Here is a 14,465-nt window from a genome sequence, read left to right on the forward strand (position 1 = left end):
ACCGGCTGCTTCTTCGCTCCTCACCGGCTGCGCGCGGTGGCGGCGACGGCCGGGAGGACGGCCAGGGCGAGGACGCCACAGGTCAGGGCGAGGACGGGATAGCCGGCGAGGTCGACGACGAGGCCGGAGGCCAGTCCGCCGGTGGCGCCGGCGATGGCGATGCAGACGTCGACCATGCCCTGGGTCCTGGCGCGGGTGGCCAGCGGCACCGTGTCGGTGATGATCGCGGTGCCCGAGACGAGGCCGAAGTTCCAGCCGAGGCCGAGCAGCGCCAGGGCGAGCGCCAGCAGCGCGACGGAGTCTCCGGGGGCGAGGGCGGCGACCAGTCCCGCGACGAGGAGGGTGACCCCGGAGGCGCCGGCGATCGCGATCCGGCCGTAGCGGTCGACGAGGCGGCCGGTCAGCGGCGAGGGCAGGTACATGGCGCCGACGTGGATGCCGATGACCAGGCCGGAGGCGGCGGTGCCGTGGCCGTGGTCGTGCATGTGGACCGGGGTCATGGTCATCACCGCGACCATCACGAGCTGGGTGAGGACCATGACCAGTGCTCCCAGTACGACGCCGCCACGCTGCTTCGGCGGCGCGTCTTCGGCGGCCGGACCGGCCTGTGCCGCCCGCGCGGCGGGGGTCTGCTCCGCCTCGGCGAGGGTGCGGGCCAGCAGGAGGGGGTCGGGGCGCAGCCAGAGGGCCAGGACGGCGGCGGCCGCCGCGTACGCGGCCCCGGCGAGCAGGAAGGGGCCGGCCAGGCGGGGGATGCCGAGGGTGGCGGCGAGATCGCCGGTGGGGGCAGCGAGGTTGGGGCCGACGACGCCGCCGAGGGTGGTGGCGACCAGGACGGTGGACACGGCGCGGGCGCGGTGGGTGGGGGCGGCCAGGTCGGCTCCGGCGTACCGGGCCTGGAGGTTGGTGGCGGTCCCGGCGCCGTAGACGAACAGCGCGACGAACAGCAGGACGGGGCTGCCGAGGCCCGCGGCGGCGAGGACGCCGGCACTGCCGACCGCGCCGGTGAGGTAGCCGGCGGCCAGGCCCGGGCGGCGGCCTCTCGCCTGGGATACGCGGCCGACGACTATCGCGGCGAGCGCGCTGCCCGCGGTGAACAGGGCGCTGGGCAGTCCGGCAAGACCTGTGGTGCCGAGCATGTCCTGGGCCAGCAGGGCTCCGACGGTGATGCCCGCCGCGAGTCCGGCCCCGCTGAGGACCTGGGAGGCCACGAGGACTTTCAGGATGCGGCGCTGCACCTCGGGGCCGGCGGCGAGGGTGGACGATGCCGCTGTGCTCGTCACGGGTGGGGCTCCTTTCGGTGGCGGGAAGCACCCGCCGCCCGGTGGACGGGGTCGGCGATCAGGTCGGCGGGGACAGGTCTGCGGACATGGTCGTCGACAGGGTCGCCGACAGCCCATCCTCCATAAATCCATGGAATATCGTAGGCGATGCCGCGGGATGTGCGACCACACGCGGAGCGGCCACCGCCGGAGCCCTCGTCGCGGCGCCCCGCACCACGTCCCCGGAGAGGGGCGTCCCGTGCCGACCGCCGAGCGCCGCCCCGGACGCGGAAGTCGACGCCCGCATGGTTGGGTTGCGGCATGAGCACCCTCACGGCCCCCGCCATCAGCACCGGTCGACTGGACCTGCTGCCGCTGCACGTCGAGCATGCCGAGGAGATGGCCGCGGTGCTGTCCGATCCGGCCCTGCACACCTTCATCGGCGGCGCTCCGGACACCCCGCGGGCCCTGCGCTCGCGCTACGAGCGCATGACCGCCGGCTCTCCCGATCCGGCCGTCTCCTGGCTGAACTGGGTGATCCGGCTGCGCGACGAGTCCTGCCTGACGGGCACGGTCCAGGCGACGGTCGGCCCCTCGGGCCATGGCGCAGTCGCCGAGATCGCCTGGGTGGTGGGAACCCCGTGGCAGGGAAGGGGCATCGCCGGCGAGGCCGCACGGGCACTCGTCGACTGGCTGGACGGGCAGCGGGTGTGGACCGTCGTCGCCCACATCCATCCCGACCATCGGGCATCCGCCGCGGTCGCCACCGCGGCCGGGCTCGCCCCCACCGAGGCATGGCAGGAGGGAGAGCGCCGATGGTGCCGGAGCGTCAGGCGATGAATCAGGAGCCGGTCGCGCCCGGCGCGAAGGACGACAAAGACGCCGCGCGACTCGGTCATGACCGGGATTCCGCGGAAGTCGGCTGTGCGCGGCGCGTTCTCGTTCCGCAGCCGCTCAAGGCCTTGTGCACGCGGAAAGTTGGGGCACTCGGGGCGAGGTGGCCGGTGATCGAGATGCGGGTCGCGAGGAGCGGTGCCAAGAATCGAACGGAGAGGCAGTGACGCCGACTACAGAAAGGCTGCCGATCATGCGAAGCAGGATCATACGCGCTCTGACCGCCAGCGTCGCCGCAGGCATGCTCGCCAGCGGGGCAGCCGTGGCCTCTACCGGAACCGCCTTCGCGGTGCCGACGAACGCGAAGGTGGCCGACAGCGACCCCGCCGCCGCGCACACCAAGACGCCGCCCCACAAGAAGTGCCCCAAGGGTGAGCACTACAAGAAGGTCCACGGCAAGTGGGGCTGCCACAAGAAGTAGCCGCCGTGCCGGGCGCCGGGGACACTCGGCCGGGACGACCGTGCCGACTGCGCGGCTCCTCGGCGCCCGGCATCGCACCCGGGTAGCGCCGCTGAAAACGCGCCTCCGCCCTGCCGGCCAACGGCCGTCAGGGCGGAGGATGTTGTCGGCCCCGGAACGGGGTGGGCGTCAGGCGGACACCGGGGCGGCCTGCTGCGGCTCGTCGTAGAGGCTCTCCACGTGGTCGGCCGGGGAGGCCGAGGCGTTGTCGTACTTCGCGTGGTCCAGGATCTTCTCACGGGCGGAGACGAGCACCGGGACGAGGGCCTGACCCGCGACGTTGGTGGCCGTGCGCATCATGTCCAGGATCGGGTCGATGGCGAGCAGGAGGCCCACACCCTCCATCGGCAGGCCGAGGGTCGACAGAGTGAGCGTCAGCATGACGGTCGCGCCGGTCAGACCGGCGGTGGCCGCCGAGCCGAACACCGAGACGAAGGCGATGAGCAGGTACTCCTTGACGCCGAGTTGGACATCGAAGATCTGCGCCACGAAAATCGCGGAAATCGCCGGGTAGATGGCCGCGCAGCCGTCCATCTTGGTCGTCGCGCCGAACGGCACGGCGAAGGAGGCGTAGTCCTTCGGGACGCCGAGACGGATCGCCGACTGCTGGGTGACCGGCATGGTGCCGACCGAGGAGCGGGAGACGAACGCCAACTGGATGGCGGGCCAGGCTCCCTTGAAGAACTGGACCGGGTTCAGCTTCGCGACGGTGGCGAGCAGCAGCGGGTACACGCCGAACAGGACCAGGGCGCAGCCGATGTAGATGTCGACGGTGAAGGTCGCGTAGTTGCCCAGCAGGTCCCAGCCGTACTGCACGATGGCGCGGCCGATGAGGCCGGCGGAGCCGATCGGGGCGAGCAGGATCACCCACCACAGGGCCTTCTGGAGCAGTTCCAGGACGGACTCGGAGAGCGTGAGGACCGGCTGGGCCTTCGGGCCGATCTTGAGGATCGCGATACCGGCGACGACCGCCATGAAGACGATCTGGAGCACGTTCAGCTCGGTGAACGGCGTGATGACGTCGGTCGGGATGATGCCGGTGAGGAAGTCGAGCCAGCTGCCGGCGTGGTCCGGCTTGGCGCCGTCGGCCGCGGTGAGGGCCGAGCCGGAGCCCGGGTTGGAGACCAGGCCGATGACGAGGCCGATGACGACCGCGATCAGCGAGGTGATCATGAACCAGAGGAGGGTGCGGCCGGCCAGGCGGGCGGCGTTGTTGACCTTCCGCAGGTTGGTGATCGACACCAGGATCGCGAAGAAGACCAGGGGCGCCACGGCCAGCTTCAGCAGCTGCACGAAGATGCCGCCCACCTTGTCGAGGGTGGTGGCGAGCCAGGACACGTCATAGGTGCGGGCGACGAAGCCGAGGATCAGGCCGACGGCGAGGCCGAGCAGGACCTGGGCCCAGAAGGGGACGGGTATCCGGAAGCCTGAGTTCGCGGGCTTCGGATCAGCGGTGTTCGCGGACACGGACACACTCCAGTAGGGACGCGCGGAAAAATGAGTTTGAGCGGGGACTTACAGGAGCGGCGCCCGGAAGAAACGTCAACAGCGCCGCCGCATCGATGAGTTCGCGGTCAGGCGCGACAAGCCGCGGACACGCGGCGGCAGAGATCGACATGCAGACGCGACACGAGCGGTACGCCCATGACGACGCGGCAGACGCCGTAGGGGGCGTCTGCGCGGTACGCGGCTGCTGTGTTCACGGCAAAACGTTAACACTCCTCCTTTGGGAACCTCAAAGGGACTCTTTGGATCGAGGGTGTCCTTTTCCCGCCTTGTTCCCGGCCTGCGCCGGCGCCCTCCCTCCAGGGAGCCGACTCGGAGCCGACACCCGGTCCGCTCTGTGCGATTAAGGCCTGATTTGCGGCTCCAGAAGGCCCGTGGATGTGATGCCACCCATAGGAGCCAGATCACGTCCTAAGGCGCGTCGTAGCGGGCAGGCCGCCGTCAGCAGCAAAGAAAGCCCCACTCTGGAACATTTCGGGCATTTACTACGCGGTCGGGTAGTACGTCACATCTTTGCGTCCCTCTCGACCGGCCGCTAACCATGGCTGTCGTTGCTCCGAGCCACGAGACGGACGGCCTGGCGAACTCCGCCGGCTCCACCCGCTCCGGCCCGACGCAGCGCGGGGTCCCGCCCCACGCCCACCGCAATCGATTGCGAACGGCACCACCGACGACGTCCCCCACAGGAGAGTTACTTCCGCATGACCACGACCACTCGCACCAACCGCCTCGCCCGCCTGCGCACCCTCACCGTCACCGGCATCGCCACGACCGGCGCCGCGGCCGCCGCCCTGACCCTGATGCCCTCCCCCGCACAGGCCGCCGAAGCGACCCAGGTGCACGCCACCCCCGTGGTCGCGGCCCACACCACCGACAGCCGCGCCTACAGCGGCAAGACCGGCTACAGCAACAACCTGGACGGCTGGATCCGCCAGTCCCTGGCCATCATGAAGGCCAAGGGCATCCCCGGCACTTACGAGGGCCTGCACCGCAACATCATGCGTGAGTCCGGCGGTAACCCCACCGCCCAGAACAACTGGGACATCAACGCCCGCAAGGGCACCCCCTCCAAGGGTCTCCTCCAGGTCATCGCCCCGACGTTCAACGCCTACCACGTCTCCGGCACGGCCCACAGCCTCACCGACCCGGTGGCCAACATCACCGCGGCGGCCAACTACGCGGCCCACCGCTACGGTTCCATCGACCGGGTCAACTCCGCGTACTGATCCCGCGCACGACGCAGCGATCCTGCGCACGCGCGCGACAGGGCCGGTGCCGGCAGCGACAACCGCTGCCGGCACCGGCCCTTGCCATGGTCGCCCCGCCCTCCCCGGCCCCGCCCCACACCGACCCGTCGGCACCCTGCGTAACCATCAAAGAGCGGACAAATGCCCCATAAAGTACCGTGTGATGGACGTGGCGAGCACAGCTCGTCGTAAGGGAAACAGCCGCGAAGTCAGCGGCTTTCGGTAGGCCCTGCACGTGTCCAGGTCAGGAGACAAATCCATGACAACACGGGTCCGGCAGATCAGGAGCCGCCGCTCCACAGCTCTGCGCTGCGCGGCACCGCTGGTCACCCTGGCACTGGCCGCCACCGGCTGTGGTGCGTCGGTCACGGCCGGGCGAACAGGCGAATCGCCCCGATCCTCCACCACCAGCGGCACCGCCACCGACGTGCCCCCCGCCGCCGCGAGCACCCCCTCGCCGACAGGGACCGGCACCTGCACCGACCGCGTCTTCTCCGGCATGACCACCGCTCAACGGGTGGGGCAGCTGTTCATGGGCGGGATCTCCGCGGCCCACCCCGACCAGGCCCAGCTGAGCACCCTGCGCGACCACCATGTGGGCTCCATCATGCTGACCGGCCGCAGCACCGCCGGCGTGGCGGCGACCAGGAAGACGGTCGACGGCTTCCAGGGTCAGGCGGACAAGGTCGACGGCCGCCGGGTCGGTCTGCTGGTCTCCACCGACCAGGAGGGCGGCCAGGTGCAGGTGCTGAACGGCCCCGGCTTCTCGGCCATGCCCAACGGGCTGACCCAGGGCAGCTGGCCGACCTCGACGCTGCGCAGTCAGGCCGCCGGATGGGCCAAGCAGCTGAAGGACGCCGGGGTCAACCTGAACCTGGCACCGATCGCCGACGTGGTGCCGGCCAGTCTGGGCACCCGCAACGTGCCCATCGGGTCCTTCAAGCGTGAGTACGGCGACACCCCGGACATCGTGACCTCCCACTCCGGCGCCTTCGCCGCGGGCTTCGCGCAGTCGGGCGTGATGACCACGCTCAAGCACTTCCCCGGGCTGGGCCAGGTGATCGGCAACACCGACACCACCGCCAACGTCGTGGACTCGGTGACGACCGCGAGCAGTCCCAGCCTCGAGCCCTTCAAGGCGGGAATACGGGCCGGCTCCCCCTTCGTGATGGTCTCGTCGGCCACCTACACCAAGATCGACCCCAAGCATCTGGCCGCCTTCTCACCGACGGTGATCAGTCATCTGCTGCGCGATCAGCTCGGCTTCAAGGGCGTGGTCATCTCCGACGACATCGGGAACGCGGTGGCGGTGCGGTCCTTCACCCCCGCCCAGCGGGCCGTGAACTTCATCGCGGCGGGCGGGAACATGATCCTCACGGTGCGTCCGAGCACCGTGCCCGCGATGACGCAGGCCGTCGAGGCCCGTATGCGGCAGGACGCCTCCTTCCGGGCCAAGGTCGACGACAGCGTGCGCCGGATACTGGCCGCCAAGCAGTCCGCGGGACTGCTCGACTGCCACTGAGGTCCCCCCTGGGACAGCAGGTCTCGGGACGCACGATCAGGTGCTCGGGGTGCGCCCGAGGACCGAGGTGCCTCAAGCAGCGGCCGCCATCGGGTGGCCGCTGCGGGCGAAGGCGTTCCAGAGCTGGACGAGCAGACGGATGACGAGCGCCTCGATCACGGCGACCGCCACGTGGGTGAGGAGCGAGGTCAACAGGTGGGGCACGGCGTGCCGCCCTTCTTGTGCATGTTTGGGTCACTTACCTTTGTCCGCTGCCGCGACGTCGCGCGGACCGACCCCGGGTGACCGCGGGTTTAACGTTCGGTGTCACCTGGGGCGGGGCGCGCGGGATCAGCCGGCCGAGGTCGCGACCACGAGGCCGAGTCCGATCAGTGCGACGCCTGTGGTCCGCCCGAGCAGGCGGCGGGTCCCCGGCCTTTCCAGGACGCGCCCGGCCCTGGACAGCAGGAGAGCATAGCCGCCCAGCCAGGTGAGGGTCAGGGCGGCATGGAGGAGGACCAGCAGCGTCATGGCCCAGGCGGCGGGCAGCTGGGGCGGGGCCAGGGTGGGGAGCAGCCCGGAGTAGAAGACGGCGATCTTCGGATTGAGGGCGTTGCTGACCAGACCGGTCCGCCACGGGTTCCCGACGGCGGGGGAGCCGGTGCCCGTGCGGGTGGGGTGCGGGGCGCCGCCGCGGTTCTGCCACAGCGCCTGCGCGCCCAGGAAGACCAGGTACGCGGCGCCGAGGAGCTTGACAATCAGGTAGGCCCCGGGTGAGGCGGCGAGCACGGCCGCGAGTCCGGCCACGCTCAGCACGCCCCACAGCAGCAGCCCGGCCGTGATGCCGCCCACGGTGCGCAGCGCGTCCGCCGGCCCGGCCGCGAGGGCGCGCCGGGTGACCACCGCCATGTCCGGGCCGGGCACGACGGTGAGCAGCGCGAGGACACCGAGCGCGGCCGCGCAGTGGGTCAGCACGCCGCCGCACTTCTTCTGATCGGCCTGGTCGGCCTGGTCGAGCGGGTCGGGCTGGTCGGGCTGGTCGGGCTGGTCGGGCTGAGGGGAGTGGTCAAAGCGGGGGTCCTTCCGGTGTGGCGCGTTCAGTGGTCGGCGACGGGGTGCGGGTTGGCGGACCGGCCCTCGGTGCTCAGCAGCACGACCACCGAGGTCGCGTCGAGCCCCAGGGCCGTACGGCGCTCCTCGCCGCCGGCGCCGGTGAGCACTGTGTGAAGACCGGCGAGCGCGGCGGCCCCGCAGGGGCCCGAGGAGACGCCGAGGGACGCGAGGCGGGCGGCAGCCCTTGCGCTGTCGGCGTCGGACACGGCGACGGCGGCGTCCAGCCCGCCGTGCAGGTGGGGCCAGGCGACGCTGGAGGGGGTGCCGCAGTTCAGCCCCGCCATGGTGGTGTCGCCGCCGGTGACGGTGACGGGTTCGCCGCGGGTGAGGCTTTCGAGGACGCAGGCCGCGGCCAGCGGCTCCACCGACAGCAGCGCCGGGGCGCGTCCGAGGGGGCGGCTGCGGTAGTGGGTGACCACGGCCTGGGCCAGGGAGCCCACGCCCACCGGTATGCAGACGAGGTCGGGTCCCTCGGCGGCCCCCGCGGCCGCCAGTTGTTCGTCGATCTCCGCGCAGAGGGTCGAGTAGCCCTCGACGATCCACCCCGGGATCCGCTCGTAGCCCGGCCAGGCGGTGTCCTGGACCAGGACCGCGTCCGGCGCGGCGGCCGCCTCGGCGGCCCGGCGCACGGCCTCGTCGTAGGACCCCGGGACCTTGGTCACCCGCGCCCTCTCGACGGCTATGGCCGCCACGGCCCGCGGATGCACTCCCCGCGGTACGAAGACGTGGGCGTGCTGCCCGAGCAGGCGTGCCGTGCGGGCCACCGCACGGCCGTGGTTGCCGTCGGTGGCCGTCACCAGCACGACCGGCCCCGCGTCCGCGCCGCTCGCGGCGCGCTCGGCGAGGATCCGGTGAACCGCCCAGGACGCGCCCAACGCCTTGAACGCGGGCAGCCCCAGACGGCACGACTCGTCCTTGACGAGGACCCGACCGACCGTCAACTCGGATGCCAGTGAGGGGAGTTCGGTCAGCGGGGTGGGTAAGTAGCCGGGCAGCGCGGCATGGAAGCGCCGCACCTCGGCAGGTGCGGGTCCACACCGCCAGGTGCGGGCCCGGGGGCGTACGGACCACGGCGGCGGGAGGCGGCGGGAGGCGTTGTCGGACACACGTTCAGGGTCCGACGGCCTCCTACGATCGGTCCAGCAGACGTATCCGACCTATACTCGTCGGAGAAACCGACGAATCTAACCGACGAATCCGGTGAAGCGCGTCGCTCCACGACGGCGAGGAGAGCTCCGGCGATGTTCGATCTGCACCGGCTGCGGCTGCTGCGCGAACTCAAGCACCGCGGCACGCTGGCCGCCGTCGCCGCCGCCCTGTCCTACGCCCCCTCCTCCGTCTCCCAGCAGCTGTCACAGCTGGAGGCCGAGGTCGGCGTCCCGCTGCTGGAACCGGCCGGGCGGCGGGTACGGCTGACCGAGCAGGCCGAGATCCTCGTCGCCCACACCGAAGCGGTCCTCGAACGCCTGGAGCGCGCCGAGGCGGAGATCGCCACCTCGCTGTCCGATCTGACCGGCACGCTGCGCATCGCCTCGTTCCAGACGGCGGCCCTGGCTCTGATCCCCACCGCGCTCGGCCTGTTGCGCGACCTGCACCCGCAACTGCGCGTCCACGTGACGCACATGGAACCCGAAAGGGCCCTGCCCGCCCTGCTGGCCCGCGACTTCGACCTGGTCCTCGCCGAGGAGTACCCGGGCCATCCCACCCCGCGGCCTTCCGGACTCGAACAGGAGGACCTGCTCGACGACCCCCTGCGCCTCGCGCTGCCCCGACCCGCCGGCGGCCCGGGCGCCAACGGCCCGATGGCGGCGCTGCGCTCACTCGCGAACCACCCCTGGGTGATGGAACCCGAGGGCACGGCGGCACGGCACTGGGCCATGACCCTGTGCCGCGACGCCGGCTTCGAACCCGACGTACGGTTCGAGACCACCGACCTGCTGCTCCACCTCCGCCTCGTCGAGCAGCGACACGCCGCCGCCTTCCTTCCCGACCTGGTCTGGTACGGGCACTCCCCCACCGTGCCGCTGCGGCAACTCCCCCGCGGTCGGCGCGCACGCCGCATCTCCACCGTGGTACGCCGCGGCCGCAGCCGGCATCCCGCCGTCCTCGCCTGCCGCGACGCCCTCCTGCGCGCGGTCACCCTCCACCCCGTCCACACCGATCGCCCCGTACTCCGGCAGGAGAAGTGACGCCGCCGCCACGACCGTGCACTCCGGGCCGTACCACTCGTGCTGTGCCAGGTTGGGGGTAGATGTCGGCTTGACGGAGAACGTACGGGTCAGGAGGTGCGCGTGACGGAGCTGGCGGCGGGGTTGTGGGACTTGAGCGGGCAGGGCGTGCGGCAGTTGTCCGAGCTGGGGCTGGCGCTGCTGCTGTCGACCCTGATCGGCTGGGAGCGGGAGGCCAAGCAGAAGAGCGCGGGCCTGCGGACGCACACCCTGGTCGGGATCTCCAGCGCCCTGATGATGGAGGTCTCGCAGCACGGGTTCAGCAATGTCCTGGGCCTGGAGAACGTCTCCTTCGACCCCTCCCGGGTGGCGGCGCAGATCGTCTCGGGGATCGGGTTCATCGGCGGCGGGCTCATCTTCGTGCGCCGGGACGCGGTACGGGGGCTGACCACCGCGGCGACGGTCTGGCTGACCTGTGCGGTCGGCATGGCCTGCGGCGGCGGGCTGCCCATCCTCGCGCTGGCCACCACGATCGTGCACTTCCTGGTCGTCCGCGGATACCCGCGCCTGCTGTCCACCCCTCTGATGCCCGGCACGTCCACCCACATCTTCGAGGCGCGCCTGACCTACCGGACGGGCACCGCGCTGCTGCCGCGCCTGATGCAGGTCTGCACCAGCCGCGGCTTCCGCATCCTCCAGGTCAGAGTCGAGCGGCTGCCCGGCCGTACCGACGACGCGGCACAGGTGCTGCTGGAACTGGAGGGCACCGAGAATCCCGCGCGCCTGGCGTCCGAGTTCTTCCAGGAGGACGGAGTGATCGACGTGCAGATGGTGACCGGCGACGAGGAATAGCCGCGCGCCCAGGTCCCGCCCGCGCCCCCGTCCGCGAACCTGTCCGCGCCCCCGCCGGTGACCGGGCGAATACGGGATCCCGTCACGCCCGGCAGCGCAGGCAGCCGCCGGCGGCGACGGCCGGGGACAGGTCGTTGACGACCGCGTCGCGGGTGGCGACGGGCTCGAGGCCGTAGCCGCGTTCGATGGTGGCGAGGATCGAGGTGGTGTCGTACACGGTGTGGTCGACGGCCGAGCGCGGCAGCGAGCGGGAGACGACCAGGGCGGGGACGCGGGTGCCAGGGCCCCAGGCGTCATGGGCGCCACGCGTGGGCGAGCCCGGTCCGGGGGGCGGCAGATGGTCCCACTGGCCGCCGAACTCGTCGTAGGTGACGACCACGAGCGTGTCGTCGGCCTGCGGGCCCTCCGTCACCGCCTTGAGCAGGTCGACGAGGTGGTCGCTGCCGTCCGCCTCACTGGCGTAGCCCGGGTGCTCGTTCTCGGCGCCGTAGGGCTTGACGAAGCTGACGGCCGGCAGGGTGCCGGACCTGGCGGCGCGCAGGAACTCCGTCTCGTCACGGAGGTGGCTGCGGCCGGGCTTGCCGGGAGCGTAGTCGGCGAAGTAGTCGAACGGCTGGTGGTGGTACTGGAAGAGCGGTCCTGGATGCCCTGCTTCGGCGTCGTCCCAGCCGCCGGAGTACCAGTTCCAGGAGATGCCCGCGGCGGTGAGCCGGTCGCCGATGTTGGGGTACTTCGTGTCGTCGATCAGCGGGATCCGGGGGCCGCCGCCGTACGGTGCGCTGGACGGCTGCACCGTGTTGACGGCCAGGTTGCCGCAGGCGTGCGCGTAGTCGGCCGGATCGCCGTCCGGGCAGGTGGTGGTCAGCGCGCCGTCCACCACCGGGCCGGTCGCTCTGTACAGCGGCGAGGAGGCGGGCATGCCGCCCGCGTCCAGGACCGTGTTCTTCGCGCCGGACGCGCCGTCACTGGTGTCCTGCGGCGCCCGCGCGGCGATCAGGTACTGGTGGTTGAGGAAGGAGCCGCCGAACGCGCCCTGGAAGAAGTGGTCGGCCAGGACGTAGCGCGGGGCGCCGGGGGCGTGCAGGTAGCGGTGGAGCGGCAGTGCCGTGGTGTCGTAGTGGCCCATGGTGAGGCCGGTCGCGTCGGAGGCGGTGACGTAGCGGTCCTGCCGGCCGCCGTCGATGGCGTACCGGTTCTGGTAGAAGCGGTGCACCAGGTCCCGGGTGCAGCCGCCCGGCCGGGCACCCGGGGAGTCCCTGGCCACGCCGTCGTCCGCCTGGACCCCGGGCGCGGGGCAGGTGCGGTCCTGCGGCCCGATGTGGTCGTCGATGGTGAAGGGCTCGTTGGCGAACGCGCTCGCCGCCACCCCATGGGCGGCGTCGTGGCAGGTCGACGGCAGGGGCGGGCTGGTCAGGTTCACGTCGTTCTGGAGCAGGCAGCGGTACGCGGTGCCGTCCTGGGCGCGTTGGGTGCGCTGCCTGGCGCCGGCCCGCGCCAGGCCCTCGACCTGCCGGCCGCCGACCGGTCCCCAGGTGCCGTAGAGGTTGTCGAAGGAGTGGTTCTCCTCGTAGAGGACGACCAGGTGCTTGTAGCCGCCGGGCAGCGTGTGCGGCGCGACCTGCCGCGCCGGTGCGTCCGAGGGCGTCAGGGCCAGGATCACGGCGGCCGTCGTACCGACCGCGACAGCGGCCGGCCGGCGTCCGGCGGACGGCCGGGGTCGGGTGCTGCGTCCCATGGGGCTTTCTCCAGCGGTGTTCGACGACAGGTCAGGGGCGGGCCCGGGCGCACGACTCGGTCGGTCCGAGGCGGCCGGCGCGCAGAAAGGTAACGGGTCGAGGCGTCTTCCGGCGGGTGGCGCGCCCGGCCGTGGGCGTGCGGGTCGGCCGGCGGTGGGGGTCGAGGCCGGGCACGGGCTGTCCGACGGCCAGTGGCAGCGCCTGGCCTGCGGACGCGCGCTCTACCGGCGGACGCCGCTGCTGATCCTGGACGAGCGGGCCGCCTCGTCGGCCGCGTCGTGCCGTGCCGCGCGCGGGCGCGCGTCGCGGCGTCGTCCGGTGTGCGAGGGTTACCCCATGAACGCCGAGAACACCGCGAACGCCGCGTCCGGTCACCCCGCTCCCGTCCGTGTCGTCGTGTCGGCTCCCCGGCCGGACCGTGTGGTGCGCGCGGTGGGGAACCTGGTGGCGGCGGCGGACCGTCCCGTCGAGGTCGAGGTCGTCGTCCACGGCGCCGGACTGGACCTCGTGCTGGGAGAGGAGTCCGCCGAGCACGTCGCCCGGCTGCTGGAGACCGGGGCACGCGTCCTCGCCTGCGCCAACAGCCTCTCGGGGCGCGGCCTGACCGCCGACACCCTCGTGTCCGGCGTGGGAGTCGTACCGGCCGCCGTGTGGCACCTGGCTCTGCGTCAGCACGAGGGATGGTCCCTGGTCCCACTGTGATGACGCGCCCGGTCCCGGCTTCGATACGCCCGGGGGTACCTGGGCTAGGGTGTCGGGAGCGAGGAAGTGGAGGGACGGCGATGCGTGGCAAGCGGCACGGTGCCCTGGGCGCCGGCCTCGCGCTGCTCGTCCTGCTCGCCGCGCTGTTCTGCGCCACCACCGCCTCCCCGCCCGCGTTCCGGGCAGCGGCCTCCGCGGCCGCGGCCGGCCCGCACCTGACACCGTGTCACAAGATGCTGGACGACACCGGTCACGGCGCTCCCACCGCCGCGGGCAACGGCCCGTGTCTGAAGAAGGCCCAGCCGGAGCAGCAGCATCTCCGGTTCGGTGCGCCGCTCGCCCGTGCTCTGCCGGCGCACGCCGTCGACACGGCACCGGCGCCGGCCTCCGCGCACCGTGAGGTCCGGCGCCACGGGCCGGAACCCTCTCCCCCCGACCTGACCGAACTCTCCGTACGCCGGGTGTAGGCCCGCGCACCGCGTCCGCGCGCCCCTGCCACCTCCCTGTCACCCCGTACGACCGGAGAGTCATCCGTTGTCCGTGTCCCGCTCCCCCCGTGCGGCATGGGCCGCCCTGCGCCACTGGCCCCGACGCCGCTGGGCCGCCGTCGCGACGGCCACGCCCTTGGCGGTCCTCGCCCTGGGCGTGCCCACCGCCCTCGTCCCGACCCCGCTGTTCTCCCGCTCGGTGCCGCCGGTGTGGTGGAACTACCCGACGCTGGTTCTCACCGCCGCGCTGTCCTCCGTGGTGCTCGCCACCTATGTGCGAGCCCGGCCCGTCGCGGACCGTGACGACACGACGGGGCGTTCGCTCGGGTCGGCCGGCGCGGTCCTGTCCTTCCTCGCCGTCGGCTGCCCCGTCTGCAACAAGGCGGCGCTGCTTCTGCTGGGGGCCTCCGGCGCGCTGAGTTACTGGGCGCCCCTGCAACCCGCGGTCGCGGTGCTCGCCCTCGCGCTGCTGGCCGAGGCCGCGTTGCGGCGCCTTGCCGCGGAGGCGGCCTGCCCGGTGCGTCCCGTCGCCTGAC

The 14,465-nt window shown here is 72.3% G+C and carries 15 protein-coding genes; 9 read left to right on the plus strand and 6 right to left on the minus strand.

The genetic code is table 11. From position 1 onward, the window contains the following. Positions 1-20 precede the first annotated feature (20 nt). Entirely contained in the window at positions 21-1,283 is a 1,263-nt protein-coding gene (locus ACIHCX_RS33030) for an MFS transporter (RefSeq protein ID WP_400036101.1), read from the minus strand. Between the two features lie 300 nt (positions 1,284-1,583). Between ACIHCX_RS33030 and ACIHCX_RS33035 the strand changes: the two genes are divergently transcribed. Continuing rightward, positions 1,584-2,102, plus strand: coding sequence for a GNAT family N-acetyltransferase (locus tag ACIHCX_RS33035; protein ID WP_400036103.1), 519 nt, complete (start codon positions 1,584-1,586; stop codon positions 2,100-2,102). 247 nt (positions 2,103-2,349) lie between these two features. Then, positions 2,350-2,577, plus strand: coding sequence for a hypothetical protein (locus ACIHCX_RS33040; RefSeq protein ID WP_400036106.1), 228 nt, complete (start codon positions 2,350-2,352; stop codon positions 2,575-2,577). 168 nt (positions 2,578-2,745) lie between these two features. Here the strand turns inward: ACIHCX_RS33040 and ACIHCX_RS33045 are convergent, their stop codons facing one another. Continuing rightward, a complete protein-coding gene (locus tag ACIHCX_RS33045) occupies positions 2,746-4,083 on the minus strand; it encodes a dicarboxylate/amino acid:cation symporter (protein ID WP_400036108.1) in 1,338 nt (445 codons plus the stop codon). Positions 4,084-4,823: 740 nt separating this feature from the next. Here ACIHCX_RS33045 and ACIHCX_RS33050 point away from each other — a divergent pair. After that, positions 4,824-5,348 (plus strand): transglycosylase SLT domain-containing protein, encoded by a 525-nt coding sequence (locus tag ACIHCX_RS33050; RefSeq protein WP_400036110.1) that lies wholly within the window; start codon positions 4,824-4,826, stop codon positions 5,346-5,348. A 280-nt stretch (positions 5,349-5,628) separates the two neighbouring features. Next, positions 5,629-6,891 carry a glycoside hydrolase family 3 N-terminal domain-containing protein gene (locus tag ACIHCX_RS33055; RefSeq protein ID WP_400036112.1) on the plus strand — a complete coding sequence of 421 codons (1,263 nt, stop codon included), beginning with the start codon at positions 5,629-5,631 and terminating at the stop codon, positions 6,889-6,891. A 72-nt stretch (positions 6,892-6,963) separates the two neighbouring features. Here the strand turns inward: ACIHCX_RS33055 and ACIHCX_RS33060 are convergent, their stop codons facing one another. From ACIHCX_RS33060 to ACIHCX_RS33070, 3 genes are all read right to left on the minus strand, one after another. Then, positions 6,964-7,095 carry a hypothetical protein gene (locus tag ACIHCX_RS33060; RefSeq protein WP_400036114.1) on the minus strand — a complete coding sequence of 44 codons (132 nt, stop codon included), beginning with the start codon at positions 7,093-7,095 and terminating at the stop codon, positions 6,964-6,966. Positions 7,096-7,221: 126 nt separating this feature from the next. Next, the gene (locus tag ACIHCX_RS33065; RefSeq protein WP_400036116.1) at positions 7,222-7,845 is read right to left on the minus strand and encodes a LysE family translocator; all 624 of its coding nucleotides are present in this window, start codon (positions 7,843-7,845) and stop codon (positions 7,222-7,224) included. A 122-nt stretch (positions 7,846-7,967) separates the two neighbouring features. Further along, a complete protein-coding gene (locus tag ACIHCX_RS33070; protein WP_400036118.1) occupies positions 7,968-9,089 on the minus strand; it encodes a diaminopropionate ammonia-lyase in 1,122 nt (373 codons plus the stop codon). Between the two features lie 135 nt (positions 9,090-9,224). On the opposite strand from ACIHCX_RS33070, the gene ACIHCX_RS33075 reads away from it, so the two are divergent. After that, on the plus strand, positions 9,225-10,172 hold the full coding sequence (locus tag ACIHCX_RS33075) for a LysR substrate-binding domain-containing protein (protein ID WP_400036120.1): 948 nt from the start codon (positions 9,225-9,227) through the stop codon (positions 10,170-10,172). Between the two features lie 102 nt (positions 10,173-10,274). Beyond that, positions 10,275-11,003, plus strand: a complete 729-nt coding sequence (locus ACIHCX_RS33080; protein ID WP_400036122.1) for an MgtC/SapB family protein — start codon at positions 10,275-10,277, stop codon at positions 11,001-11,003. Between the two features lie 82 nt (positions 11,004-11,085). Here the strand turns inward: ACIHCX_RS33080 and ACIHCX_RS33085 are convergent, their stop codons facing one another. Further along, positions 11,086-12,738, minus strand: a complete 1,653-nt coding sequence (locus tag ACIHCX_RS33085; protein ID WP_400036124.1) for a phospholipase C — start codon at positions 12,736-12,738, stop codon at positions 11,086-11,088. Between the two features lie 154 nt (positions 12,739-12,892). Between ACIHCX_RS33085 and ACIHCX_RS33090 the strand changes: the two genes are divergently transcribed. The 3 genes from ACIHCX_RS33090 (at position 12,893) to ACIHCX_RS33100 (ending at position 14,464) form a co-directional block, all read left to right on the plus strand. Continuing rightward, complete coding sequence (locus tag ACIHCX_RS33090) at positions 12,893-13,441, plus strand: DsrE family protein (protein WP_400036126.1); 549 nt, start codon at positions 12,893-12,895, stop codon at positions 13,439-13,441. Positions 13,442-13,521: 80 nt separating this feature from the next. Continuing rightward, positions 13,522-13,908 carry a hypothetical protein gene (locus tag ACIHCX_RS33095; protein WP_400036128.1) on the plus strand — a complete coding sequence of 129 codons (387 nt, stop codon included), beginning with the start codon at positions 13,522-13,524 and terminating at the stop codon, positions 13,906-13,908. A 73-nt stretch (positions 13,909-13,981) separates the two neighbouring features. Beyond that, positions 13,982-14,464, plus strand: a complete 483-nt coding sequence (locus ACIHCX_RS33100) for a hypothetical protein (protein ID WP_400036130.1) — start codon at positions 13,982-13,984, stop codon at positions 14,462-14,464. The last annotated feature ends 1 nt before the right edge of the window (position 14,465 follow it).

The sequence above is a fragment of the Streptomyces sp. NPDC052043 genome (assembly GCF_044548235.1).
Taxonomy (GTDB): domain Bacteria; phylum Actinomycetota; class Actinomycetes; order Streptomycetales; family Streptomycetaceae; genus Streptomyces.